General features: G+C 63.2%; 19 protein-coding genes. 3 read left to right on the plus strand and 16 right to left on the minus strand.

Annotated elements, in window-relative coordinates:
* Positions 1–11: 11 nt before the first annotated feature.
* The 10 genes from QRM95_RS00255 to QRM95_RS00300 all read right to left on the minus strand — a co-directional run bounded on the left by QRM95_RS00255 (position 12) and on the right by QRM95_RS00300 (position 12,304).
* The gene (locus QRM95_RS00255; RefSeq protein WP_285245933.1) at positions 12–1,034 is read right to left on the minus strand and encodes a PfkB family carbohydrate kinase; all 1,023 of its coding nucleotides are present in this window, start codon (positions 1,032–1,034) and stop codon (positions 12–14) included.
* Between the two features lie 34 nt (positions 1,035–1,068).
* Complete coding sequence (locus tag QRM95_RS00260) at positions 1,069–2,493, minus strand: glycoside hydrolase family 32 protein (RefSeq protein ID WP_350223873.1); 1,425 nt, start codon at positions 2,491–2,493, stop codon at positions 1,069–1,071.
* Positions 2,494–2,739: 246 nt separating this feature from the next.
* Positions 2,740–3,813 carry an ABC transporter ATP-binding protein gene (locus QRM95_RS00265; RefSeq protein ID WP_285245935.1) on the minus strand — a complete coding sequence of 358 codons (1,074 nt, stop codon included), beginning with the start codon at positions 3,811–3,813 and terminating at the stop codon, positions 2,740–2,742.
* Positions 3,810–4,763, minus strand: a complete 954-nt coding sequence (locus QRM95_RS00270) for an ABC transporter ATP-binding protein (protein WP_285245936.1) — start codon at positions 4,761–4,763, stop codon at positions 3,810–3,812. Before QRM95_RS00270 ends, QRM95_RS00265 begins: the two co-directional genes overlap by 4 nt.
* Positions 4,760–5,686: an ABC transporter permease gene (locus QRM95_RS00275; protein ID WP_133832848.1), complete on the minus strand. Its 927-nt coding sequence runs from the start codon at positions 5,684–5,686 to the stop codon at positions 4,760–4,762. Before QRM95_RS00275 ends, QRM95_RS00270 begins: the two co-directional genes overlap by 4 nt.
* Before the next feature lie 32 nt (positions 5,687–5,718).
* Complete coding sequence (locus QRM95_RS00280; protein WP_268003065.1) at positions 5,719–6,696, minus strand: ABC transporter permease; 978 nt, start codon at positions 6,694–6,696, stop codon at positions 5,719–5,721.
* Positions 6,697–6,817: 121 nt separating this feature from the next.
* Positions 6,818–8,491 (minus strand): ABC transporter substrate-binding protein, encoded by a 1,674-nt coding sequence (locus QRM95_RS00285; protein WP_285245937.1) that lies wholly within the window; start codon positions 8,489–8,491, stop codon positions 6,818–6,820.
* A 79-nt stretch (positions 8,492–8,570) separates the two neighbouring features.
* On the minus strand, positions 8,571–9,641 hold the full coding sequence (locus QRM95_RS00290) for a LacI family DNA-binding transcriptional regulator (RefSeq protein ID WP_285245938.1): 1,071 nt from the start codon (positions 9,639–9,641) through the stop codon (positions 8,571–8,573).
* Positions 9,642–9,797: 156 nt separating this feature from the next.
* A complete protein-coding gene (locus QRM95_RS00295) occupies positions 9,798–10,796 on the minus strand; it encodes an aldo/keto reductase family protein (protein ID WP_285245939.1) in 999 nt (332 codons plus the stop codon).
* Positions 10,796–12,304 carry a glycoside hydrolase family 32 protein gene (locus tag QRM95_RS00300; RefSeq protein WP_285245940.1) on the minus strand — a complete coding sequence of 503 codons (1,509 nt, stop codon included), beginning with the start codon at positions 12,302–12,304 and terminating at the stop codon, positions 10,796–10,798. Before QRM95_RS00300 ends, QRM95_RS00295 begins: the two co-directional genes overlap by 1 nt.
* A gap of 966 nt (positions 12,305–13,270) precedes the next feature.
* On the opposite strand from QRM95_RS00300, the gene QRM95_RS00305 reads away from it, so the two are divergent.
* Positions 13,271–14,119: a MerR family transcriptional regulator gene (locus QRM95_RS00305; RefSeq protein WP_285245941.1), complete on the plus strand. Its 849-nt coding sequence runs from the start codon at positions 13,271–13,273 to the stop codon at positions 14,117–14,119.
* Positions 14,120–14,307: 188 nt separating this feature from the next.
* Here the strand turns inward: QRM95_RS00305 and QRM95_RS00310 are convergent, their stop codons facing one another.
* From QRM95_RS00310 to QRM95_RS00325, 4 genes are all read right to left on the minus strand, one after another.
* Entirely contained in the window at positions 14,308–15,690 is a 1,383-nt protein-coding gene (locus tag QRM95_RS00310; RefSeq protein WP_285245942.1) for an MFS transporter, read from the minus strand.
* Between the two features lie 160 nt (positions 15,691–15,850).
* Positions 15,851–16,978, minus strand: a complete 1,128-nt coding sequence (locus QRM95_RS00315; protein WP_285245943.1) for an L-talarate/galactarate dehydratase — start codon at positions 16,976–16,978, stop codon at positions 15,851–15,853.
* Positions 16,979–17,212: 234 nt separating this feature from the next.
* Positions 17,213–18,277 (minus strand): neutral zinc metallopeptidase, encoded by a 1,065-nt coding sequence (locus QRM95_RS00320; RefSeq protein WP_285245944.1) that lies wholly within the window; start codon positions 18,275–18,277, stop codon positions 17,213–17,215.
* Positions 18,278–18,777: 500 nt separating this feature from the next.
* A complete protein-coding gene (locus QRM95_RS00325) occupies positions 18,778–19,413 on the minus strand; it encodes an MBL fold metallo-hydrolase (RefSeq protein ID WP_285245945.1) in 636 nt (211 codons plus the stop codon).
* Between the two features lie 339 nt (positions 19,414–19,752).
* Between QRM95_RS00325 and QRM95_RS00330 the strand changes: the two genes are divergently transcribed.
* Entirely contained in the window at positions 19,753–20,616 is an 864-nt protein-coding gene (locus tag QRM95_RS00330) for an NAD-dependent epimerase/dehydratase family protein (protein ID WP_285245946.1), read from the plus strand.
* Between the two features lie 35 nt (positions 20,617–20,651).
* Here QRM95_RS00330 and QRM95_RS00335 read toward each other — a convergent pair whose 3' ends face one another.
* Positions 20,652–22,313, minus strand: a complete 1,662-nt coding sequence (locus QRM95_RS00335) for a phosphodiester glycosidase family protein (RefSeq protein ID WP_285245947.1) — start codon at positions 22,311–22,313, stop codon at positions 20,652–20,654.
* Between the two features lie 185 nt (positions 22,314–22,498).
* Between QRM95_RS00335 and QRM95_RS00340 the strand changes: the two genes are divergently transcribed.
* Positions 22,499–23,083, plus strand: coding sequence for an NADPH-dependent FMN reductase (locus QRM95_RS00340; RefSeq protein ID WP_285245948.1), 585 nt, complete (start codon positions 22,499–22,501; stop codon positions 23,081–23,083).
* Positions 23,084–23,092: 9 nt separating this feature from the next.
* Here the strand turns inward: QRM95_RS00340 and QRM95_RS00345 are convergent, their stop codons facing one another.
* A complete protein-coding gene (locus tag QRM95_RS00345) occupies positions 23,093–23,494 on the minus strand; it encodes a VOC family protein (protein WP_285245949.1) in 402 nt (133 codons plus the stop codon).
* Positions 23,495–23,532: the final 38 nt, after the last annotated feature.

The raw sequence follows: 23,532 nt of genomic DNA on the forward strand, positions 1-23,532 counted from the left end.
GTTGGCTCCTCCTAACAGGGTAAACGGCGTCCCAGACTTCTGTTGCCCGCAGGGTCGTTTTGTTTATGCCTGGTCGCATGCGAAATTCGTGGTGCGGAGGCGTTTGCTTCGACAGCAGCTGTCAGTTCGTCAAGGGTGGGTGGGTTCGCCCCGGCGCGCTGCACGGTGATGGCCGCTGCTGCGGCTGCGGTGCGTCCCAGCTGCTCCATGACGGCGGGGGCAAAGCCCCCGGTGCCGCGGGTGAGCAGGCCCAGGATCAGTGCGGCCATGTAGGAGTCGCCGGCGCCGATGGTGTCCGCCACCGTCGCTTTGACGGCGGGAATGGTGATACTCGCGGACGGCGAGGTGAATTGGGAGCCGGCAGCACCCTTGGTTATCACCGCCAGCTTGGCGCCGAGGCGGAGGATGTGCTCAGCGGTTTCTTCCAGTGTTTTCGCGGGGTAGAGCCACTGGGCGTCCTCGTCGCTGAGTTTAACGACGTCGGTCAGTGCGCCGATTGCTTCGAAGGTTTCCTTCGCTTCGGCGTGGCTGCCAAGCAGGGATGGCCTGATGTTCGGGTCGTAGGTGATGGTGCAATGCTTGTGGGCTTGTTCGAGCAGGGTTTTGACGGCACCGGCCCCAGGGTTGAGGAAGGTGGCGATGGAACCGGTGTGCAGGATTTGGGGGAAACAGGCAGGCGTTGCTGTTGGCAGCTGCCAGCGGATGTCGAAGTCGTATGCGGCGGATCCGTCGGGTCCGAGGGTTGCGGTCGCTGTTGCGGTGCGGGTGAGGGATTTTGATCCGGGCAGAAGTGTTACTCCTGCCCCGTGGAGGTGGTTCTCTATGGTTCTTCCCCGCTCATCGGGTGCAATGGCCGTGAGCAATCCCGTGGTGACCCCCAGGAGTCCGAGGCCATAGGCGACATTGGCGGGCGATCCGCCAGGATGCTCAACCTGGCTGTCCGGGGTGGTGACCACATCGATCAGCGCCTCGCCGACAACGACGGCGTCAAAAGGCTGCTGGGCGTCGGGGCAGGCTGCTTTGAGGTAATCCATGTTTGTCTCTCGGGCAGTGTTGAGTGGGGAATGGCTAAGTCGTCGCGTCGATCTCGTTGATCGTGAGGTCACTGAACGTGGCCGTTCCATCGTTGGCGTAGAGCCGGATGTTGTTGTCACCTTCCAGGGGAAACACGCGGTGTGAGTGCACCACCCGTCCGTCTCCGACGAACATTTCGACGCTGGTCCGGTCCACCAGGAGGCGGAGTGTGAGGCGCCCTGCCGAGGGATCGATAGGTGTTTGGCTTTCCCCGCCAGTGGGGTTGATGGTGGGCCGCCGGTTGACGTAGGCGAAGGGGCCGCGAAGGAACGCACCGGCGGCAACGTGCCGGCCCCCACCGGCTGCACGGCAGATCTCAAGGCCGATGTTGGACGGAGGGGCCGCCGGGTCCCATACGAGTTCACAGGTCAGGTCATAGGCCAGTGAACTGATATCGAGGTCATGCGTTCCCGTGACCTTGACGTCCCCGAGGTTGTGGGTGCGTTTGATGTGGTTGGCCAGGCCGGTGGTGGGGGTTGAGGCGAGGTGGTAGCTTCCGTCTGCCTTCTTGAGCCGGATGTCGCGCACGATCATGTCATCACCGTTGTACGCGTCGGTCGCCAGGGTGGGGGTGTTGTGGGGGTAGTCCCAGAAGTTCGCCCAGCCAAGCGCCCTGCGCAGGGTGGCATCCTCCGCGCCGGAGGCGTCGTGGTGGGGGTAGGTCACTGCTCCGTAGAAGTCATAGCCGTAGTCCAGCCATTCCGGCTCGGCATGGTCGGGAGCAAACGTGATTCCGTTGAAGGCTCCTGTCCAGTAGGCGTATGTTGCCGGCAGTCCACGGCCTTTGCCGTTGGCGCTGGTGCCCAGGATCCAGTGCGAAGTACCGTCGTCGGCGGTCATGCGGAAAAGGTCCGGGCACTCCAGCAACCCCAGGTCCGTCCGGACGAATTCGCCGACCCGCCGCCAGGAACGCAGGTTGGCAGATGTGTAGAAGCCGAGCTTCTGCCCTTCGGCGTTGACCATGAACCACTGCCCGCGGTCGGCGTCCCAGATGACTTTCGGGTCGCGGAAGTCCTGCACGCCTGGGTTTGGAAGTACCGGCGCCGTCCCACCAGGTTGGAACGAACGCCCACGGTCAGTTGAGTACCAGAGGTATTGGGCCTGGCGGCCCTGGGGTGCCTGGGTCACGAGGGCTATGACGGCGTTTTCACCGTAGCCGGCAGTGTTTCGTTCGTCGATGACAAGGCAGCCTGACCAGCAGTCGCCGTTGCCGTTGCTGAACTTGGGGATGGCCACGCCACGGTCGCGGAAGGAGACGTGGTCGGTTGTGGTGGCACGGCGCCACGATGTGCCGCCGCCGCCCTGGAGGTAATCGGCGTTGTAGAGGTAGTAGTAGTGGTATTCGCCGTCGATGTAGATGGGCCGCTGGGGGTCGTTCTTCCAGTTGTCGGGGACGCTGAAGTGATAGGTCGGGCGCATACGGGTTGGTCCTTTGTAGGGCGGCTTGGCCGGTGCGGTGCCGGGGGCGTTCGGTGGTGCCGCTGCCGCTGACTGAGCGGATGGTGCTGCGAGGGCGAGCGATCCGGTGAGGGCAACGGCCCCGCTTCCGGTCAGGAGGGCACGCCGGGATACGGCGGGTGAGTCTTCCATCAGTTACCTTTCGGCGGGCAGCGACGGTGCGGCCAGGGGCGTGAATGTTGATGTTTGGACGTGGAAACGGGAACGTCAGTCTCCAGGCTCCGGTTCTGTGGCCAATGCATGGCCGCCGGCGCCGGCGCGCGGGCGGTAGAGGTGGCAGCGGACCCAGTGGCGGTTCAGGGGGTCGCCCACCTGGTGGCGGACGGGTTCCTCGGATGAGCAGCGCTGCTCCGGGTCGTTCTCAAAGGCGCAGCTGGCCGAAGCCATGACGGCTTGCCGGAGCTGGGCGCGGTGGATGGGGTCGTAGGATCCGGCCCGCGCCAGGTCGGGGACGGCTGAGACGAGCAATTGGGTGTAGGGGTGGGCCGGGTTGGCCAGCAGGTCCAGTGATTCACCTTCTTCCACGATTTCGCCGGCGAACATGACGGCCGTCCGGTCCGCCAGGTACCGGGCGGAGGCGAGGTCGTGGGTGATGTAGAGCATGGAAATGCCCTGCTCATCGCGCAGTTTCCGCATCAGGTTCAGCACGCCGATGCGGACCGAAACGTCCAGCATGGAAGTCGGTTCGTCGGCGAGGATGACGTTTGGTTCCACGGCCAGGGCCCGCGCGATCGCGACCCGTTGACGTTGCCCGCCGGAGAGCTCATGGGGGTAGGAGTCGAGCATGTCGGCCTGAAGCCCGACGGTGGTCATGAGCTCTTCGAGACGGCGCCTGGTCTGCACTTCGGAACCGCGTTGGCGGGTGCCGCCTTTGCCGTGGATGGTGAGGGACCGGCGGAGGAAGTGCTCGATTCGGTGGGCGGGATTCAGTGAGCCAAAGGGGTCCTGGAAGACCATCTGCAGCTGGGACCGGAACTCCCGTGAGGCCTGGAAGCGGTCACGTTTGAGGACGTCGACGCCGTCGACCAGGATGGCCCCTTCGCTCGGTTTCTCGAGCCGGGCGACACAGCGGGCCAGGGTGCTCTTGCCTGAACCGGATTCGCCGACCAGTGCCACGATCTCTCCGCGGCCGATGGTCAGGTCGACACCGTGGAGCGCCCGGACCGCCTGGCTGGAGAACAGGCCGCCGATGTGGAAGGACTTACCAAGTCCGCGCACCTCCAGGGCAGGAGTCAGGGACGAAACATCCGGCCGTGCCGGGGAGTGGACGGCGTGGCTCATTGTGCTGCTCCTTCAAGGACGGCGGCTTCGGCGTCGGCATCAAACGGTGCCACGAAGTGGCCGGGCGCAATTTCGGCGAGGTCCGGGATGTTCCGGAACTTCACGCCGTCGGGCAGGCCCTTACGCGGGATCCGCGGGCCGGTGAGCGGCGGGAACGCGCCCATGAGGGCTTGGGTGTAGGGGTGTCCTGGGGCGGTGTAGATGTCGTGGGCTTTGGCCGTTTCCACGATCCGGCCGCCGTACATGACGGCCATCCGGTGGGAGAGTTCCACCATCAAGGACATGTCGTGCGTGATGAAGAGGACGGAGAAGCCCAGTTCGCGCTGCAGATCCTTGATCTGGGCCATGATCTCCTGTTGCACCACCACGTCCAGTGCGGTGGTGGGCTCGTCCAGGATCAGCAGTGAGGGCTTCAGGGCCACAGCCATGGCGATGACGGCGCGTTGCCGCATGCCGCCGGAGAGTTGATGCGGGTACGACTTGAGGCGGGCGGGGTCCATGCGGACCAGTTCCAGCAGCTGCGCCGCGCGTCGAAGGGATTCTTTGCGCGGGTAGCCGGCGTGGGTGGTGAAGATGTCAGCCATCTGTTCCCCGATGGTGAGCACCGGGTTCAGCGAGTTCATGGCGGACTGGAACACCATGGCGACGTCCTGCCAGCGGAAACGGCGCAGCTCGTCCTGGTTCATGGCGAGGACGTCCTTGCCGCCGAAGGAGATGCTGCCGGCGGCGATCTTCGCCGGGTCCTTGAGCAGCCGCATGATGGAGTTGGCGATGGTTGATTTTCCGCAACCGGATTCGCCGGCCAGCCCGAAGACCTCACCGGCGCCGATGCTGAAGGAGACGTCGTTCACGGCCGTGGTCGAGCGGGAGTCGCCGACGTATTTGACGGTGAGGTTCTTGACGTCGAGGACCGGTTCATGGGAGCCGAAGGAGGTTTGGGAGACGGTCACTGTGCGGCGCCCCTTTCGGTGGTGGCGGGTTTGCGGATCTTCCTCAGCCGGGGGTTGGTTACTTCGTCGACGGCGTAGTTGATGAGGGCCAGGGCGAATGCGACCAGGGCGATGCAGAGGCCGGAGGGGATGAAGACCCACCAGCTTCCGGTGAGCAGGGCGCCTTCGTTTCCGGCCCAGAAGAGGTTGTTGCCCCAGGAGACAGTGCTGACGTCACCCAGTCCAAGGAATTCGAGGCCGGCCTGGGCCCCGATGCCGTAGATGACGCAGGCGAGCAGTGTTCCCATCACGATCGATGCCATGTTCGGCAGGATTTCGCGGAACATGATGCGGCCGGCGCGCTCACCGGAGACGACGGCGGCAGCGACGAAGTCCTTGGATCGGATGGACAGGGCCTGTGCCCGGAGTACGCGCGCTGATCCGGCCCATCCCGTGACGGTGAGGACCAGGATGACCGTGCCCAGCCCCGGGGGCAGGAAGGCGGCCAGGATGACGAGCAGCGGCAGGCCGGGAAGGAGGAGGAAGACGTTGGTCAGCAGCGACAGTGCTTCGTCGATGAATTTGCCGAAATAGGCTGATGCCAGGCCAACGAGGATTCCGATGAAGGTGGATGCGAACCCGACGGTAAGCCCTACGAGCAGGGAGCTTCGGGCGCCGTGGATGGTCAGGGCGAGCACGTCCTGGCCCTTGGCGGTGGTTCCGAGCCAGTGTTCGCTGTCTGGTTCCAGTGAGGCCATCCCGGTGATCCGGGAGGGGTCGTCCGGGAACAGTACCGGCGCGGCCAGGGAGAGGACGATGAAGACGAGCATGATGGCCATGCCGGTCATGGCCTTCTTGTTGGTGATGAGTCCGTGGATGAATCCACGGTTGGTTTTGCGGGCAGCTTTTGCTTCAGTTGGCTGCTGGAGGATAACGCTGGTCATGGTCGGTCCCTTGGTTACTGGGTACGCACTGCTCAGTTGCTGCGCACGCGGGGGTCGAGGCGGACGTAGAGGATGTCCACCAGGAAGTTCGCCAGCAGCACGGCGGCGGTGATGGTCAGGAACAGGCCCTGCATAAGCGGGTAGTCGAGGCCTTGGACGGCGTTGAGGAGCTGGTATCCGACGCCGGGGTAGGCGAAGACCACCTCGGTCAGAAGGGCGCCGCCGACGACGAAGCCCAGGCCCATGCCGAAGCTGGTCACCGAGGGCAGCATCGCGTTCCGGGCTGCGTAGCGGAGCATGATCCGTCCGGGGCGAAGGCCCTTGGCTTCGGCCATGGTGATGTAGTCCTCGGAGTTCGTGGCAATCATGGTGTTCCGCATGCCCAACATCCAGCCACCGATGGAGACCAGCACGATGGTCAGCGCCGGTAGCACGAGGTGGGCGCCGACGTCACCGATGAACTCGGCAGTGAACGCCGGCTCCAGGCCGTCGGTGAACGCGTGGCGGATGGGGAACCAGCCGAGCACGACGCCGAACAGGTACAGAGCGCCCATTGCCAGCCAGAAGTAGGGGAACGATCCGATAAAGACCAGCACGGGAGGCAGGGCAGAGTCGAGGGCGCTGCCGCGGCGCCAGGCTGCCAGGATGCCCAGCAGGTTGCCCACGACGGCGGCAATCACCAGCGCGGTTCCGCCAAGCAGGAGGGTCCAGCCGATTTGGGATGAGATGACTTCGGTGACGGGGGTGGGGAAGCGTGTAATCGATACCCCCATCTGTCCGGTGAGGATGTTCTGGAGGTAGCCGGCGTACTGCTCCCAGATGGGCCGGTCGTCCACGCCAAGCAGCTTGCGCAGGGCTTCGAGCTGTTCGGGCTGCATTCTGTCCTGGGAACGGGCGAACATGCGTGATACGGGGTCCCCGGGCATGAAGCGGGGGAGCAGGAAATTCAGGGTAATGGATGCCCAGAAGGCGATCAGGTAGAAACCCAGTCGGCGCAGGATGAAGCGCACGGTTTCCCTCCAATTCGGGAGTGGTCAAGATTGTGGGTACGCCCGACGGCCGGCTGATGGCATGAGCCAGGCCGTCGGGCGTGTGGTGCCTTGAGGGCCAGATGGGCCTCAGGGGCGGGGACTACTTGCGCGGTTCCAGGCTGGTCAGCACCAGAACCGTGGAGGGTGCGCGAACCGAGAGAGTGGCGTACGGGTTGTCCTGCGTGGGCCAGCCGGTGAAGCGCATGTCGTTGTACGCGCCCCATTCCGGGCCGGAGAACAGCGGCACCACTGGTGCGGCGTCGTTGTATTCTTCCTGCAGCTTGTTGGCAATATCCTTTTGCTTGGACTGGTCAGTCGCTGCAGCGAAGTCGCTCAGAAGGGCATCAGCTTTGGGGTCGCCGAAACGGTGGTAGTTGTCGGAGGCCTTGGTGCCCACCGGCTTCACCGATGAGGAACCCATCGTGGTGTTGAAGTACTTGTACGGGCTGGGATCGTTGGCACTCCAGACGATGCCGGAGTCGAAATCACCCTTTTCGTACCCTGCCACCACGGCAGCCCAGTCCGGGGAGTCCACCTTCGCGGTTACGCCTACCTCCGCCAGGTTCTGGGAGATCACGTTGGCCACGGAGAGCCAGTCGGACGAGGTAGCACCCACGGAAATCTTGAACTCGAACGGTTTGCCGTCCTTGAGCGTGCGCTTGCCGTCGGAGCCCTTGGTGTAGCCCGCCTTGTCCAGCAGGTCGTTTGCCTGCTGGACGTCGTGCTTGGTCCAGGTGCAGTTGTCCTTGACCTGCGTGTTCTTCCAGGTCTCGTAGTTGCCGGAGAGGCCCGTGCAGTCGGCCGGCTGGGCGTAGCCGCTCATGCCGATCTTGGTGACCTGGTCCCGGTCCACGGCCATGCTCAGCGCCTTGCGGACATCAACATCGTTGAAGGGGGCCTTGGTGGTGTTGAGCTGCCAGTTGATCATGGCACCGGTCGGAGGGAACCAGTAGTGCCGGTGGTCCTTGTCCTTTGAGACGAAGGTCTTTTCGATGTTCGGGATGTACTGGGGCGCCCAGTCCACGTCGCCGTTGGCGGCGGCAAGGTTGGCGCCGTCGTTCCCGGCGAATGCGAGCATCTTGATGCCGGCTATCTTCTGCTTGTCCGGCTGCCAGTAGTTGGGGTTCTTCTTCAGCACGAAGGACTGGGCCTGGAAGTTGTCCACCTCGGTGTACGGTCCGGTGCCCACAGGTTTGGCGTTGGCGTCCTTTTCCGGATCGGCCAGCGCGGACCAGATGTGCTTGGGCAGGATGCTGAGCTGGCCGACGTCGTAGAGGGCTGGGGACCAGGGCTTGTTGAAGTTGAAGGTGACCTTGTTGCCTTGTGCCGTCACGCCGTCGAGATACTCGTAGCCGCCTTTCAGCTTCTTCTGGAGCTCGAACGTGTACGCGACGTCGTCGGCAACGAACGGCTGGCCGTCGGACCACTTCACACCATCACGCAGGGTGAACGTGATGGACTTACCGTCGTCCGCGGCCTTCCAGTCGGTGGCCAGCCACGGCACCGTATTGCCCTTGGCCGGGTTGAAGACCAGGAGGGACTCGTAGATGGACTGCTGGACCATGGGGTTGACGGTCGGTGCGAACGGGTTGAAGTTCTGCACGAACGTGCCCATGTCTTCGCGGGGAATGGTGAGGAACGCGCTGGCATTTGCTGCGGCGTCGGTGCCGCCGGACTTGTTGCCGGTGGCGGCGCAGCCGGTCAGCAGCATCGCGCCTACCGCCAGTCCGGCCGCGGCAATGCGGGCGGACTTGAGGAACCTGGTTTGTGTCATGATGGGGTTATCTCTTCCTGTCTTCATCAGCAAGGTGAAGGGTGGGTTGGGGTTTTGCTCTTCGACGTTGATTTCGCGGTCAGACCGAAGAGCGTTCTAACAGCGGACAGTCGACCAACTGCTGATTGGCAGTGATCGGCTGTCCGGCTGTAAGGGCGGCGAGCGTCTGGACTCCCAGAGCGCCCATCTTTTCGAACGGCAACGCAACAGTGGTCAGCTTGGGCCTGAGGTAGGCCGCGATGAGTTCCTGGTTGTCGAAGCCGATCACGGCGATGTCACCGGGGATGGCCAGGCCACGTTCTTTGATGGCGTCGTAAGCCCCCATGGCCATACGGTCATTGAGGCAAAACAGGGCGGTGGGCCGGTCCTTGGCCGGGTACCGGTCAAGGATCTGACAGGCAGCGTCGTAGCCTCCGTCTGCCGTCGCATACCCGGCCGCCACGAGCTCCGGATCAAGCTCCAGGCCGGCGTCGGCCAAGGCCTCCCGGACTCCCTGCAAACGCCCAACAGCTGCCGGGATGCGGGGGTCCAGGTTGATCACACCGATCTTGGTGTGGCCGGCCGTGAGGAGGCGTTTGACGGCGACCCGTCCGCCCGCGCGTTCGTCAGGGACGATTGAGGGCAGCTTCCCGTCCAGGTCGAAACAGTTGACGAGCACCGTGGGCACTTCGTGCGCGCTGCGGGGCACATGGACGCCACGGTGGTGGGTTGCGGCGTACAGAAGGCCTTCCACCCGCTGCTCCAGCAGCTTTTCCACAGCAGCATCCTCCATCCCCTGGTTGGGGCCGGCCGCATCACCCTGGTCCGACGGGGCGATCAGGAGGAACCGGCCGTCACTCCAGGCCTGGTCCTGGGCACCTTTGATGATGTCCACGGCGAAGGGGGCGGTGACGATCTCGGTGACGATCCCGTACCAATCGCTGCGCTGGGATGCCAGCGCCCTCGCCCCGGCATTTGGACGGTAACCCAAAGCCTGAACCGCCTCAGCGATGCGGACCCGGGTCTCCTCCGAAATGCTGGCGTCCTCACGGTTGTTCAGCACGAAAGAAACAGCTGTCCTGGACACTCCGGCATGCCTGGCTACGTCATTCATGGTGACGCCACGCTGCCGGGCAGTGCCGGGTTTGTCGGGTGAGGTGGTCTTCGCCATTGAATGCTCCAGAGGTCTTCATTGAGCCGGGGTTGCCCGTGGTAAAACGGAAGTAAGTGGGTGAATCTAAGCTTAGTAACTCGCGTTACTTTCAGGCTGTGATCTAAGTTACCCGCGTTACTAGCCGGTGTCAATACGTTTCTTTAGCTGTTGCCGTTAGGGGCGGTCCTTGAAGGACTCGACCTTCCCGGGGTCTCTTTCGATGACAGGGCCGAGGATGTCATCGATCCTCAGGAGCATTTCCTGGTCGAGTTTCACTCCTGCGGCCCGGACGTTGTCCACGAGCTGCTCGGGCCGGGATGCTCCCACGATGGCCGCCGAGACGTTGGGGTTTTGCAGTACCCATGCAACCGCGAAGGCTGCCATGGACAGTCCCGTCTCTTCGGCCAGGGGCTTCAGTTTCTGGACGCGGGTGAGGATGTCCTCGTTGAGAAAGCGGTGGTCGTTCTTCAGCTCGCCGTTGTCGCCTCGGAAGCGGGAGCCTTCCGGGGCCACCGCGCCGGGGGTGTATTTGCCGGTGAGGACTCCCTGGGCTAACGGAGACCAGCAGATCTGGCCAATGCCCAGTTCCTCGCTCAGGGGAACGATCTCCGGTTCGATGACGCGCCACAGCATGGAATACTGCGGTTGGTTGGAGATGAGCCGGACCCCAAGGTCCTTGGCAAGGGCAACGCCGGAGCGGATCTCGTCCGCCGTCCACTCCGACACCCCGATATAGTGTGCCTTCCCCGCCCGGACAATATCGGCAAAAGCCTGCATGGTCTCTTCCAGCGGAGTCTCGTAGTCATACCTGTGTGCCTGGTACAGGTCGACGTAGTCAGTCTGGAGCCGGCGGAGCGACGAGTTAATGGACTCCATGACGTGTTTGCGGGACAGGCCGCGGTCGTTCCGGCCATCCCCGGTAGGGAAGTAGGCCTTGGTAAAGATCTCCACGCTTTCACGGCGTGTTCCCTTGAGCGCGACACCCAGAGCTTCCTCCGCCCGGGTTCCGGCATAGGCATCGGCAGTGTCGAAGGTGGTGATGCCCAACTCCAGTGCCTGCTTGACGCATACCGTCGCAGCGGCCTGGTCGATCTGCTCGCCGTGGGTGACCCAGTTTCCGTAGGCGATTTCGCTGATGTACAGGCCGGAGGTTCCCAATTTGCGGTATTCCATTAGGCATCATCCTTGTCGAAGTTGGTGAGTTGGAGCTTTGCGTCGGCTGTGCCGCCGGTGGAGTAGAGAGTGAGGGAAGTTTGGGCTGGATCCGGGAAGACCAGTTCGGTCACCGAGACGAGCCCATCGTTCGCGAAGACCTCCACTGAGCAGTGGTCGACAAAGATCTGCAGGGTGTAGTTGCCGTCCTTGGCTGGGGCAATGGGGGCGCGGCTGGTCGAGGCGAAGGCTTCGTGGAAGTCGGTGTCGCCGGAGTGGGTGCGGTCCACGATGAGGTCCCCGCTGCCGGCGCGGATCCCGATCCGTGTACCGACCGTCCCGTCCGCTGACCCTCTGACCACAAGCCCGAACTCCTCGGCATCACCAGGGGAGAAGGTGATGTCAATAAGCTGTACCGCAGTGCCGCCCTCGACGGTTGCGGGGCCGTTCAGGGCCAGCCGCTGCTCGGGACCGGGTGTCGAAGTTGCCCTCGCCTCCGGTACGGGGCGCTGCAGGAGCCGGGGTTGCCCGTTCACGGAAACGAGGGACACGTCCCGGACCAGGCTCATGGGGCTGCGCCAGGGCGAGGTGGGGATGTGGTTGGCATACTGCCAGTTGTTCATCCAACCGATCATCAGCCGCCGGCCCTCCGGGACGTTGCTGAATGAGACGGCGGCGTAGTAGTCCCGGCCCCAGTCCAGCCACTGGTAGTCGGGTACGCGCTCAGGGTCCTGCATCCCCTCGGTGAGGGTTGTCTCGGAACTGAACGTGACGCCGTCGAACTCTCCCACGAAGTACTGCCCTGCGGACCCGCCGTTGGGGCCCCCGGGGTTCATGTTCACCGTCAGGACCCATTTCGTGGCTGAGGAGTCACCGTCCAGGGGCAGCTCAAAAAGGTCCGGGCATTCCCAGATGCCTCCCGTGCCATTGGCGGGGCCGAAGGTGCTGAGATATTCCCAGCTCTTGAGGTCCTGGGAGCGGTAGAGCAGGACGGTGAAATCATGAGCTTCCACCGCCACCATGACCCAATAGCTGCCCGAAGGGCCGTCGTAGCGGAAGACCTTGGGGTCCCGGAATTCCGGCGAGTTCCGGGTCAGGACCGGGTTGCCGGCGTACTTCGTCCAGGAGTATCCGCCGTCCGTGCTCCACGCGAGGGACTGCGCCTGCGTGCCCTCGTGGAGGGAGCCCGGCTTGTACGCGCTGGTGTAGATAGCCACCAGGGGAGCCGTCCCGTCCGCGCCGAATCCGCTGGTGTTGCCGGCGTCCACCACAATGCTGCCGGAGTAGATTTCCTCGTCGTCATCACAGGGAATCGCTACGGGTTGTTCCGTCCAGCTGACCAGGTCGGTAGAAGTCGCATGGCCCCAGGACATATTGGCGTGGACGTTTCCGAAGGGATTGTTCTGGTAGTACAGGTGGTACGTGCCCTCGTGGAAGACAAGCCCGTTCGGATCGTTGAGCCACGTGTCTTTGGCGGCGAAGTGCATTGCCGGCCTGTAGGTCTCAACGGTGGTGGTGACGCTGTTCATTGTTCTCTTTTCATGGCCGTGACTGAGGTCCGCGGACCTGTGGAGCGGGCGTGTGTTGGCGTAAAGGGAGCGCCGCGAAATCGAAGTGGCTTCAATTGCAGGAGCCGGGGGCTCCCAAGTTCATCGCGTCGGGTGAGCGCCTGGCTCGACCTGAAGAAAGAATCTGGGTTGTGTCATGATGGGCTGTCTCTTCCTGTCTTCATCAGCAAGGTGAAGGGTGGGTTGGGTTTCGCTCTTCGACGTTGATTTCGCGGTCAGACCGAAGAGCGTCCAGTAGCAGGACGGTCGATCAACTGCCGGATGGCAGTGGTCGATTCTCCTGCTATATGGGTTGATGAACTCTGAAGTGTTTGTTCCTGGATACTCACCTCCACGGGGCTCCTTGACGCTCGGTGTGCAGCACTGGCTGCCGGCCGAAGCAGTGCCTGGGTAGTTCCGTGCGCGGCGTTGGGAGGCTGTGTCCGCCATTGGATGCTCCAGAAGTCTTCGTTGAACTGGACGTTGGCCACTAGTGGACCGGACCTACGGTTAGTAACTCGCGTTACCTTGATGCGTGATCTAAGTTACCCGCGTTAGTTGGTTGGTGTCAAAGGTTTTTTCGCCATGTCCGCCGTCGCCCACTGAATGGAGGGTTTCGTTAGATGCGTGCCACTCCTGAGAACCTCGATCGGCGGCTGGAGAAGGTGGCTTCCGAAGAGCATCCGTCTATATCGACCACCTGTGACGGCAGTTAGGCTGGTGCTTTCGGAGCCTAATTGGTCTGCGAAGGCTAGCGGACTCTCTTGACCTTCATGGGCCTCATGTTCTGGCACGCCTGGCAGTGGCAGCATCGGCGCGGGTAGCCCAAGAGAGGTGGACTTGGGCTACTTTTTGGTTGGCACCCCGGCTGGTCGGTCGCCGTGCGCCGCCAAATGAGTCTTCGAGAAAGTGGACTCTGACACGATGTCAGCGCGGAGAATCAGAGGCATGACCGATATCTCGAAGCTCATGCCCATCGGCCACTTCTCCTCGCTCAGCAGGATCAGTGTCAGGATGCTGCGGCATTACGACGCGAACGGAGTCCTCGCTCCGGCTGTTGTCGATCAAGCCAACGGCTACCGCTGGTATGCCCACGACCAGCTCCGCGAGGCAAACGAAATCAGGCGGCTCAGGGACGTGGGCTTTGGTGTGTCTGCCATAGGGGCGCTCCTTGCTGCCCGGGGGACCCCCGCATACGCACAAGCCCTGTCCGCTCAGCGAGCTGCCCTTGCCGAGGAATCGTCAGCCGCCCTGCGACGGCTCGTAATCATTGAACGAATGCTGGACCAACAACGTCAGGAGGACGCCATGTCTACCATCTCTGCCGAACTCGCCACCTTGCCCGAGCAAACCCTCATCACCCTTCGCGGGCGGGTGCCCGACTACACTGCCGAGGGCGAACTGTGGGCCCGGTTCACGCCTGAGATCTCAGCCCAGGGGATCCACATCACGGGCGCTGGCGGGTGCATCGAACACGACGGTGAATACCGCGAGCACGACGTCGACGAGTCGGTCTTCCTTGAGGTAGCGCCCGATACGGAGGCCGCGGAGCCATTGAGCGTGCTGCACTTTCCCGCACGTCGCGTGGTGACCGCTACAGTCACCGGGCCGTACACGGATGCGATTCCCCGGGCACATGCCGCGATAGCAGCGTTTATCGCTGATAGCGGGTTGCGGCCGGCCAGGGAAGATGACGACCTCGCGACGCACCACTTCAACATTTATCGCAACGATCCGAGCCAAACGCCCGAATCCGAGCTCATGACCTCAGTGTTCATGCCTGTCGTGGAGGCATAGTGATATGCGTTCCCTGAAGGCCGCCAGGCGATTCGGGTGAGAGCGAGAAACGGTTTCTATCCAGTCTGATGTAAGCAGGAGTGCGGTCCAGTCGACCCCTAAACGAAGCAGCAGTGAGACCGGCCGGCGGCACGGGTCGGTCTCACCGCGTTCTCTTCGGCGAGTCGAGTTGGCGCGCCAGAGGGCGTCTAGTTCGGTGCTTTGTCGGGGGTGAATTCGAGCCGCTGTACCTTGCCCATGATGAGGTAGCCGAACAGGGCGACGGCTCCGTGGGCGCCGACGAACCAGAGGGCGACGTCGAAGTTCCCGGTGGCCGCGATAACGAATCCGATGACGATGGGGGTGACGATGCCGGCGATGTTGCCGAAGGCGTTCATGATGGCGGCGGAGACACTGTTGGCTTCCTTGGGGGCCATGTCGGTGGCGAACGCCCAGCCCAGTGCGGCAAACCCCTTGCCGAAGAACGCGAGCGTCATGAGGGTCACGATGAGGGGCGTGCTGTCGGTGAATGGGCAGAGCATGATCAGCATGGCCAGTGCCATGCCGGCGACCGACGGAATTTTTCGTGCCGCCGTAAGGGGGAGTCCTCTACGGAGGAGGAGGTCGGAGATGAATCCGCCCAGGATGCCGCCAGCGAAGCCTGCGAGCGCGGGGATGGCCGCGATGAAGCCGGCCTGCATGATGTTCAGGTGCCTGCTGCTGACCAGGTAGATCGGGAACCAGGTGATGAAAAAATAGGTAAGGGCGTTGACGGCGTATTGCGCTACGTAAAGACCCCAAAACATACGGCTGGTAAAGAGCTGCTTGAACTGGGACCGGGTGATCGTCGCCCTCCTCTGGGCCAAGGTTGCCGATTCGTCGAGGTCGACCAGGCCTCCTCCTGCCCGGATCGTTTCGATTTCTGTGGCGGAGACGCGTTTGTGCCTGGAGGGGACGTTCATCCAGCGGAACCAGACGACGGCCATGGCCAGGCCAAGTGCGCCCAGGACGTAAAAGCCGATGCGCCAGCCGAAGGTGAAGGTCATCCAGCCGATGATGGGGGCGAACATCGCGGTGGCGAGGTATTGGGCGGAGTTGAACACTGCCGTGGCTTGACCGCGTTCCGTGGTGGGGAACCACATGGTGGTGATACGTGCGTTAGCAGGAAAGGCGGGGGCTTCCACAAGCCCGAGGAACAGGCGCAGGGCGAACAGGATGCCCACGGATACCAGGACAGGTGTGGAGATCAGGCCGACGAAGCCCACTACGAGAGTGGCTGCGGACCAGAGCGCGAGGCTGAGCCCGTAGGTTTTTTTGGCTCCGAACCGGTCCAGCAGGTATCCGCCCGGAAGCTGCCCGACGACGTAGGCCCAGCTGAAGGCTGAGAAAACAAACCCGAGCTGCACTGATGTCATCCCGAGTTCTTTGGTCATGTCTGTTCCCGCGATGGACATGCTGCTGCGGTCTGCGTAATTGACTACCGTGACGAAGAAGATCAGCCCCAGCACAAGGAACCGTGTATGGGACTTGGTGCCTGCGGGACGTGCTGGTCCGGCTTCCTGGGTAGGGGATTGGATGATGGGATTGGACATCGACGTTCCTTATCGTGAAAAAGCGCGGGGGTAGGGTTGCGCTTCGGGGCGCAGGGGGATGCCGGAGCGTTGGGTGCTTCGGCCGTGTCGCCGTGGGTGCTAACGGCGGCTGGCTTGGGTTGTGTGGGTGCCGGTAGACGTGCGCGCCCCGAAGCGGAGGTTACGCGCCGAAGGCGATGCTTTCGGTTGTCCAGGCGCGGGCTTGGTCGCTGAGGGTGATGCCGAGGCCGGGGCGGTCCGGGATGATCATGCGGCCGTTTTTGGTTTCGAGGCGTTCGTTGAACAGCGGGTCCAGCCAGTCGAAATGTTCCACCCAAGGTTCGCGCGGGTAGGCGGCGGCGAGGTGGAGGTGGATTTCCATGGCGAAGTGCGGGGCAAGGCCCAGGCCGCGTTCGTCGGCGAGGGCGGCGAGGCGGAGGAATTGGGTGATGCCGCCGACGCGTGGGGCGTCGGGTTGGATGATGTCGCAGCTGTTGGCGTTGATGAGGCCTTTGTGTTCGGCAACGGAGGCGAGCATTTCGCCGGTGGCGATGGGGGTGTCCAGGGCCTGGGCCAGGTGGGCGTGGCCTTCGAAGTCGTAGGCGTCCAGTGGTTCTTCGATCCAGGCCAGGTCGAAGTCTTCGAGGCGGCGGCCCATGCGCAGGGCTGTGGCGCGGTCCCATTGCTGGTTGGCGTCGACCATCAGGGGAACGTCGGGGCCGATGTGGTCCCTGATGCCGGCGACCCGGCGGAGGTCCTCCTTGCTGTCCGGCAGGCCGACTTTGATTTTGATGCCGCCGATGCCTTCCTCGATGGAGCGGGTGGCCCTGTCCTTGACCTCGTCCAGGGTGGCGTTGAGGAAGCCGCCGGAGGTGTTGTAGGTCCGCACCGAGTCGCGGTACGAGCCCAGGAGCTTGGCCAGTGGCAGGCCCGCGCGTTTTGCCTTCAGGTCGTACAAGGCGATATCGACGGCGGCCAGGGCCTGGGTGGCGACGCCGGAGCGGCCCACGGAGGCGCCGGCCCAGAGGAGTTTGGTGTAGATCCTGGCGATGTCGTTGGGGTCCTCGCCGATCAGGCCCTCGGCGACCTCTTTGGCGTGGGCGTACTGTGCCGGACCGCCGGCCCGCTTGGAGTAGCTGAAGCCGATTCCCGAATGCCCGAGTTCGGTGGTGATCTCGGCGAACAGGAAGACCACCTCGGTCATGGGCTTCTGCCGGCCGGTAAATACCTTGGCGTCACTGATGGGAACAGTGAGGGGCAGGCGTGCGGTGGACAGCTTGACGTGCCGGATCAGATCGACGGTACTCATTCATTCTCCTATGGAAAGGGGCGACGTTACCCCGCTCACATATAATACAAGTGGATAACTTGTATTACAAGAGGTGCCTTGATGCCGCCGTCGCAGGATCTTCCCTTAGCGTCGCGCTTTCCCTTACATAGAATTCACCTGTTTTCGCTAAGGGGCACGCTTCAGGTCATGAGGCTGACGGCCCGCAAAGCCTGCGACGAGCCCCTGCCGGCCTGGCGAACAAGCCTGCCGCCCCTACTTCCAGTAGGTGGAGATGCAGGCGAGGGGATCGCCCGACTTCGTTTCCGACGTACCGTTGTAGCCGGTCAAGAGCGCCGTTTTCCGTTCGTCTGCCGAGCCGTGCGGGGCCGTTCCGCCGGGGAGTGTGTCGCCAATGGCCTCCAGGCCAGCAATGGCTTCTTCGTAGTCACCTGGTTCCAGCAGCCCTTCGTAATAGGCGGTAGCCATCCAATTGCCTGCGAAGCAGTCGGCTATGAGTTCAATGTTTTTTCCTTGAGGTGCCGCCGATATTGGCGCTTCCGGATGTAACTTGTTGTAACCCAGTCGGATCGCATTCTGAACGTGATGGCCGAACTCGTGGGCCACAAGTATGGCGGCTGCAAAATCACCCTTGGCCTTGCTGTTGCGTTCGAAGACGTCCCCTGTCCACATCTTCTGGAAGGTCGTGACGGGGAGAATAATTGTCCCGTCATGTTGGCTGTCGCTGTCCTTGGGGCAGTAATAAGAGTTCGGATGATCACTGGAGAGGGGTGCAGTGAAGCATTTACTCGTGGTTGTCGTATTTGGCTCGACGAGGATGAAGTAAACGGATGGTTGCGGCAGGCCAACTGAAGGGAACCACTTCGCCCATTGGTTTCCTACATCTTCCATAACGAAATTCAGGTACTGCTCCACGGTGTACGAGTAGTCGCTCCCTGGAATGATCTGGCTTTGCGGAGGCGCAGCACCGAGCGGTGCATCTCCCAATGAGTCGCTCTCAATGCAATGGCCCGGGTTAAGCCTGTCGGTGCTTGAGCAACTGGCAGTTGCGGTGGCGGTTGGCAGTTGAGCCGTCGCGATGACGGTTTGCCTTTGCGCTGTGGGTGTGACGGCAGGGGTGGGAGTTTCAAATTGCGGGGTGTCCGTATTGGTCGCTGGTGTCGTTGCAGAATCCGCTGTGCGAGCCGCAGAAGTTGCTGGGGCGGCGGGTGGCCCTTGGGTGGCAGGTATATCCGGCTGCGAACTGCAGCCGGATATGACCAGGGTGAGAAATGTGGCCATCGAGAGAAACTTTGCGATTTTGCGGGGGAGCGAATTCATTGTTGCCTCCTGGCAATTCTTACGAGCTGAATTCAGTGGGGAGCCCCTGCACTCCCTGCGCCGGTAGGGAAAACCCGGATATTAGGGCCATAAAAGGCCGCGTTTTGGTCTGCCAATTCTAAGGATCACTTAGCGCGTAAATCTATTGTTCTGCCTCCCTAATCTGTTTTGGGGGAGTTGACTGGAGATCTCCGTACAATTTCCGGCATCCCTGGTGCAGGCTTCTACAGTCGCCGATGCCTCGGAATCTGCTTCGCATGCGAGCTTATCGGCGGGTCCCAAGTCTCGATACCGTTGCTCGGCTGCTAAGCGAATCGGCTGCGGCGTTCGACACGCGGGCAGCGTTCTGACGGGAGCCAAACACGCCCAAGAGCGGGGCGCGCGCCACCCCTGAAGTACGTCCGTGATCCGCAATCGCCCGGGCCTGGAGCCCGCGGTGGCGGAGACGCCCGGCTGATCACGCCGGCCGCAGCTCTCATGCAGCTCAATCTGGGTTTGGCTTACCGGGTTGTGTTGGTTCGAGGCGTCCAGGGAGTATGCTCATGCGTCATCCACACGGTTTGCGGAGTCAGGGAGCGGACCAGGTGTTGGCCCTCCGTCTTGGGGCTGTCGAGTTCGTCGAACCAGACTGCGGTATCGCCTGCGATGATGGTCGGTCCGGCGTCGCTGTCGATGACGACGACCTGTGATCCCCGTGTATGCCCGGGGGCTGGAAGAAGCCTCAGGCCGGGTAGCAGTACGAATTCCCCATCTACAGGGATGTAGTGAATCCCTGGCGCATCCACCCATTCAGGAATGGTGTAGTCATTCTGGTTGCGGGCGTCGTCGAGTTCCTGTCGCTGGACGTAGATCGGCGTGCCCGCGAAGAGGTGGTTGCCTCCGCAGTGGTCGAAGTGCAGGTGCGTGTTGACGATCATGTCCACACTCCGGATGTCGAAGCCCTGGTCCTTGAGCGGATACAGGCGGGGGTCCATATCGGCGACCGCCGGGTGAAGGTCAGTCATGCCCGTGTCCACCAGCACGCGTCCTTCGGGATGGTCTATGACGTGCACATAGACGGGCATTGGCGTGGGCTGGCCTTCCGGCAACAACTCGGCCACGCGAACGGGGGTAACGGGAATGGCAGCAGAATCCACTTTTTAGACCTCGTTGTTCAGGTAGCTGTCCCTGTCTCGGAGCAACAGCCTATCGGCAATGGACCCCGCACGGTCTAGGACATTCCAGCTTCCGAGCCCGGAGAAACGCCCACGAGGGCACCACCATGAAGGACATGCTGCGGGTCCTGATCGGAAACTACGTTCACTTTTGCACGGGGGTAGGTCGGGTTGTCCTAGGACCGGGAGGGCCACGCGCGAACGAGCGTCTGCGGTCTACGTTTGGTGTTGATTGGTCCCAATTGACACGGTCAGTGTACCCCTGCGGCCTGCCGCAAGCGTGGATGTGGGCGCGGCCAAACCTTTCTGAGGAGAATATCGATGAAGATTGCGGTGACTGGAGGAAGCGGGAAGCTGGGCCGGCACGTGGTGCGGCGCCTCACGAGTGAGGGGCACTGGGTGCTGAACCTGGACCGGGCTGGTGAGCGAAGCCCCGGTCTGGTCGTGGTGGACCTTCGGGACTATGGCCAAGTGGTCGACGCGTTCCTGGGCGTGGATCGCAGGCACTCAGGCTTTGATGCAGTCGTCCACCTGGGCGCGGTCCCCGCCCCGGGCCTCATGCCGGATGCGGCGACGTTTGAGAACAACATGCTCTCCACCTACAACGTGTTTCAGGCGGCCCGCCGGGCCGGGATAAAGAAGGTGGTGTACGCCTCCAGTGAGACGGTGCTGGGAACACCGTTCGACGTCGACCCGCCCTACCTCCCGGTCGATGAGGAGTACCCGGCCCGGCCGGAAACCACGTACGCTCTCGTCAAATGCCTGGAGGAGCAGATGGCCATCGAGCTGACGCGCTGGGACCCGGAACTGAGCATCGTTGGGCTGCGGTTTTCGAACGTCATGGATCCGGAGGACTACGAAGCGTTTCAGTCCTTCGACGCCGACGCCATGCTGCGCAAGTGGAACCTTTGGGGTTACATCGATGGCCGCGACGGGGCGCAAGCCGTGCTCCGGGCGCTGGAGAACGGCAAACCGGGGTTCGAGGCCTTCATCATCGCCAACGCGGACACCGTCATGACCCGCTCCAGCGCCAGCCTGGCGGCCGAGGTGTACCCCAAGGTCAGAGTGACCAAGGACTTGGCCGAACACGAGACCTTGCTCTCCATCGAAAAGGCGCGCCGCCTGCTGGGCTACGACCCCCAATTCACCTGGCGAACCAGCCCACCGTCGACCGGACTTGGGTAACGGGACGGTCAGATCTTTGGATGGGTGGGGTTGGATTACGGCTTGCGGCCCGGGAGTACGAGGAGGGCGTCCCCGACGGGGCGTTCGCCGGTGGCGTCCGAGGGGGAGTTCACCATCTGGCCGCCTTGGACCATGGTGGTGGATCCGCCGCCGTCGAGGTTCATCGCATTGACCATCCCGAGCGACTTGGCTACGTGGGCTTCTTCGTTCAGGCTCAGGCCAAGGCTGGTTGTTTGGCGGCCGTCGGCGGTGACCAGGAGGGTACGGCCCTGGGCGTCCACTCCGGCGAAGGTGCGTGGGTTGCGCTTGTGGACCCAGCCGTAGAAGAAGCTGTTGCTGTCGTTTGTCCGGACCATGCCGTCGCGCTTGGCCGTTACGTCCAGCCGCCCGTCCTGGACCAGGGTCGGGCCGCCGTTGACGACGTCTGTCGAAGGGGTTGTTTTCAGCGCCTTGCCGCTCTCGGTGAGCAAATCGGCGTCGACCTTCAGCTTCTTGCCCGTGACGGCCACGGCGGCGAGCTTGTCGACGTCGGCGCCGATCGCCTGCACCGTCTGCCCGCCGGCGGGCACAGCGGCCCCGCGCGTGTGGTTGACGGCGGTGACCGTCCCTTGGGCGTCCAGGACGACCTCGAGTCCAGGGCCGGCCGGGGTGGTGGGGCCGAACTCCGGGGTGAAGGCGACGATCTCGTCCGCGTCCGTGCAGGTGAAGTCATGCAAGGGCAGGTTGGTCGGGGTGTCGTCGGTGCCGCCGCAGTTGCGAATGAGTCCGGGGACCCGGTCGATGCCGTCGAGGGGGAGCCCGGTCGAGTCAGGGCCGGCGACCGTGCCGTGCCAGTGCAGTCGCTGGATGGAGGTGCCGTTCTTATCCAGGATGAGGGAGGGCCGGTCGGCGACGGGTTCGCTGAGGACCTTGCCGTCGTGGACTGCGGTTCCGGCGGGGTCCCCGGGGGCGCCCGCTGCGGGGTCCATGGTGAAGAACCCGCCGTTCACGGCGGCCAGTGCCCCTGCTGCTGCGGAGAGCTGGCTGGTGGTTTCGCGGTCTTCCAGGTTGGGGCCGAAGGAGGAGGTGAGGTCGCCGTGGAATTCCTTCGGATCAATCGTGAGCACCTGGAGATTCCAAGGTCCGCGGTCATTTTCGCTGGTGCCGGCGTCGCCGTCCCAGCCGGTGTAGATGACGGAGGATTTGAAGCCCGCGGCTTTGATCTGGTCCACGGTGGCGGTGCCGTCGGCCTTGGTCTGGAAGTGGCCCGCACGGACCCGGTAGCCGAGGTCGCCGCCGGCGTCGGCGAGCTGGGGTGACTGGACGTGCTCGACACGGGCGGGGACTCCGGCTGCGTTGACCTTGTCGGCAACCCTCTGCGCCTGTGCCTGGGTGGACAGGGCGGAGGCCGGGGCGTCAGGGTCGGGCGAGATGGACGGGACTGCGACTTCGGCGGTCCAGGAGAAATCCTGGTTAGGGGCGCCGCGCGTGATCGTGGTCCGGGTCAGGCCTGGGGCCAGTGTGGTCACGTTCCGCGACTCGGGCAGATTCTGCGCGCCGAGGTCCAGGTGTGACGTCGGTGCCGGTGCAGCCGCCTGCGGATCGGGTGCCGTTGGCGCCGCGGTGGAAACGCACGCGGGGGTGAGGAAGGCGAAGGGGAGGGACACGGCGAGCGCGATGGTGACCGCGAGGCGGTGACGATGATTGGGGGTGATCATGGATGTCGACACTAAAGCGCCATGAAGTCGGGGCCCGCTCCCACGCACCGGGGTTATTCGTGCCTTCGACCAGTGTTCATCAGCCGTTCGGGGGACCGTGTCCAGATGTTCCAAAGCTCCGATGAAATAACGCCATCGGCGCCGGCGTTTCGTCAATGAGTGCCAGTTCGGCCAGGAGGTGCCAATTGACCAGGATCCAGGTCATCATGGGAACAACCAGGACGGGCCGTTTCAGCGAACGTGTAGCGCCTTGGGTGCAGCAACGGTTGACGGAGCACGGATTGGACGTGGAACTGCTTGATCTCCGCGACTATCCGCTGCCGTTCTTCGACCAGAAACCGCCGTCCGTCACCGGGCGTAACTACCCAACCGAGGAAATCGCCGCCCTGGGCCGGAAAATTGATGAAGCGGACGGGTTCGTCATCATGACCGGGGAATATAACCACGGCTACCCCGCAGTATTGAAGAACGCCATCGATCACACCTTCATCGAATGGCAGCGCAAACCTGTTGGCTTTGTCGGCTGGGGCGGGGTAGGGGGCGCGCGGGCGATCGAACAACTCCGACTCGTGGCCATGGAACTTGAGATGGCAGCCATCCGCCAGGCCGTGCACATCCTGCCCGAAGTCATACGCCCAGCGTTAAAATCCAAAGACCCTGCTGACTTCAGCGTCTTCGAGCCTATCGAACCCCGGCTCAAAGCCCTAGCCGAAGGGCTCAAGTGGTGGGCGGAAACCCTCGCCAAAGGCCGCGCCATCGACTACAAATGACGGGCATGCTCAGGGCGCCGTCTCATAGCCGATGAGCCAGTGGAGCCCGTGGCGGTCGATGACCTGGCCGTCCGCCGCGCCCCATGGCTTCGGGCCAAGGGGATCGATCACGTGGCCGCCCAAGGCGAGCTCGTCGAACCACTGGTGAAGAACAGCAGGTTCGGCCGTTCCCAGCAGCGAGAGCATCAGCCCCTCAGATCGGACAGTCTTCTCGCCTGTGGCCGCGTCCGCCCCGGCCACGGCGACCGGGCCAGAGAGGACGCCGTGGGCTATGGCATCCGGTGGTCCATCATCCCGGCTGAACTCCCGGTAAGTGAACAAGGAGAGTTCGCCGCCGAAAACGTCCGCGTAGAAAGCAAGTGCTTCACGCGCCGTGCCGGGGAACATGACATAGATTTGCGGCGCCGTCATGGCCCACAGCGTACACGGCGTTCTTTGCTCAGCGGATG

It is taken from the genome of Pseudarthrobacter sp. efr-133-R2A-89 (genome assembly GCF_030209315.1).
GTDB lineage: Bacteria > Actinomycetota > Actinomycetes > Actinomycetales > Micrococcaceae > Arthrobacter.

What these genes read in the sequence shown, in the direction of transcription:
- QRM95_RS00285 (WP_285245937.1), bottom strand. Translation starts at nt 8,491, where the DNA reads ATGACACAAACCAGGTTCCTCAAGTCCGCCCGCATTGCCGCGGCCGGA.
- QRM95_RS00300 (WP_285245940.1), bottom strand. Translation starts at nt 12,304, where the DNA reads ATGAACAGCGTCACCACCACCGTTGAGACCTACAGGCCGGCAATGCAC.
- QRM95_RS00305 (WP_285245941.1), top strand. Translation starts at nt 13,271, where the DNA reads ATGACCGATATCTCGAAGCTCATGCCCATCGGCCACTTCTCCTCGCTC.
- QRM95_RS00275 (WP_133832848.1), bottom strand. Translation starts at nt 5,686, where the DNA reads ATGACCAGCGTTATCCTCCAGCAGCCAACTGAAGCAAAAGCTGCCCGC.
- QRM95_RS00255 (WP_285245933.1), bottom strand. Translation starts at nt 1,034, where the DNA reads ATGGATTACCTCAAAGCAGCCTGCCCCGACGCCCAGCAGCCTTTTGAC.
- QRM95_RS00320 (WP_285245944.1), bottom strand. Translation starts at nt 18,277, where the DNA reads ATGAATTCGCTCCCCCGCAAAATCGCAAAGTTTCTCTCGATGGCCACA.
- QRM95_RS00310 (WP_285245942.1), bottom strand. Translation starts at nt 15,690, where the DNA reads ATGTCCAATCCCATCATCCAATCCCCTACCCAGGAAGCCGGACCAGCA.
- QRM95_RS00330 (WP_285245946.1), top strand. Translation starts at nt 19,753, where the DNA reads ATGAAGATTGCGGTGACTGGAGGAAGCGGGAAGCTGGGCCGGCACGTG.
- QRM95_RS00290 (WP_285245938.1), bottom strand. Translation starts at nt 9,641, where the DNA reads ATGGCGAAGACCACCTCACCCGACAAACCCGGCACTGCCCGGCAGCGT.
- QRM95_RS00265 (WP_285245935.1), bottom strand. Translation starts at nt 3,813, where the DNA reads ATGAGCCACGCCGTCCACTCCCCGGCACGGCCGGATGTTTCGTCCCTG.
- QRM95_RS00295 (WP_285245939.1), bottom strand. Translation starts at nt 10,796, where the DNA reads ATGGAATACCGCAAATTGGGAACCTCCGGCCTGTACATCAGCGAAATC.
- QRM95_RS00345 (WP_285245949.1), bottom strand. Translation starts at nt 23,494, where the DNA reads ATGACGGCGCCGCAAATCTATGTCATGTTCCCCGGCACGGCGCGTGAA.
- QRM95_RS00315 (WP_285245943.1), bottom strand. Translation starts at nt 16,978, where the DNA reads ATGAGTACCGTCGATCTGATCCGGCACGTCAAGCTGTCCACCGCACGC.
- QRM95_RS00260 (WP_350223873.1), bottom strand. Translation starts at nt 2,493, where the DNA reads ATGCGCCCGACCTATCACTTCAGCGTCCCCGACAACTGGAAGAACGAC.
- QRM95_RS00335 (WP_285245947.1), bottom strand. Translation starts at nt 22,313, where the DNA reads ATGATCACCCCCAATCATCGTCACCGCCTCGCGGTCACCATCGCGCTC.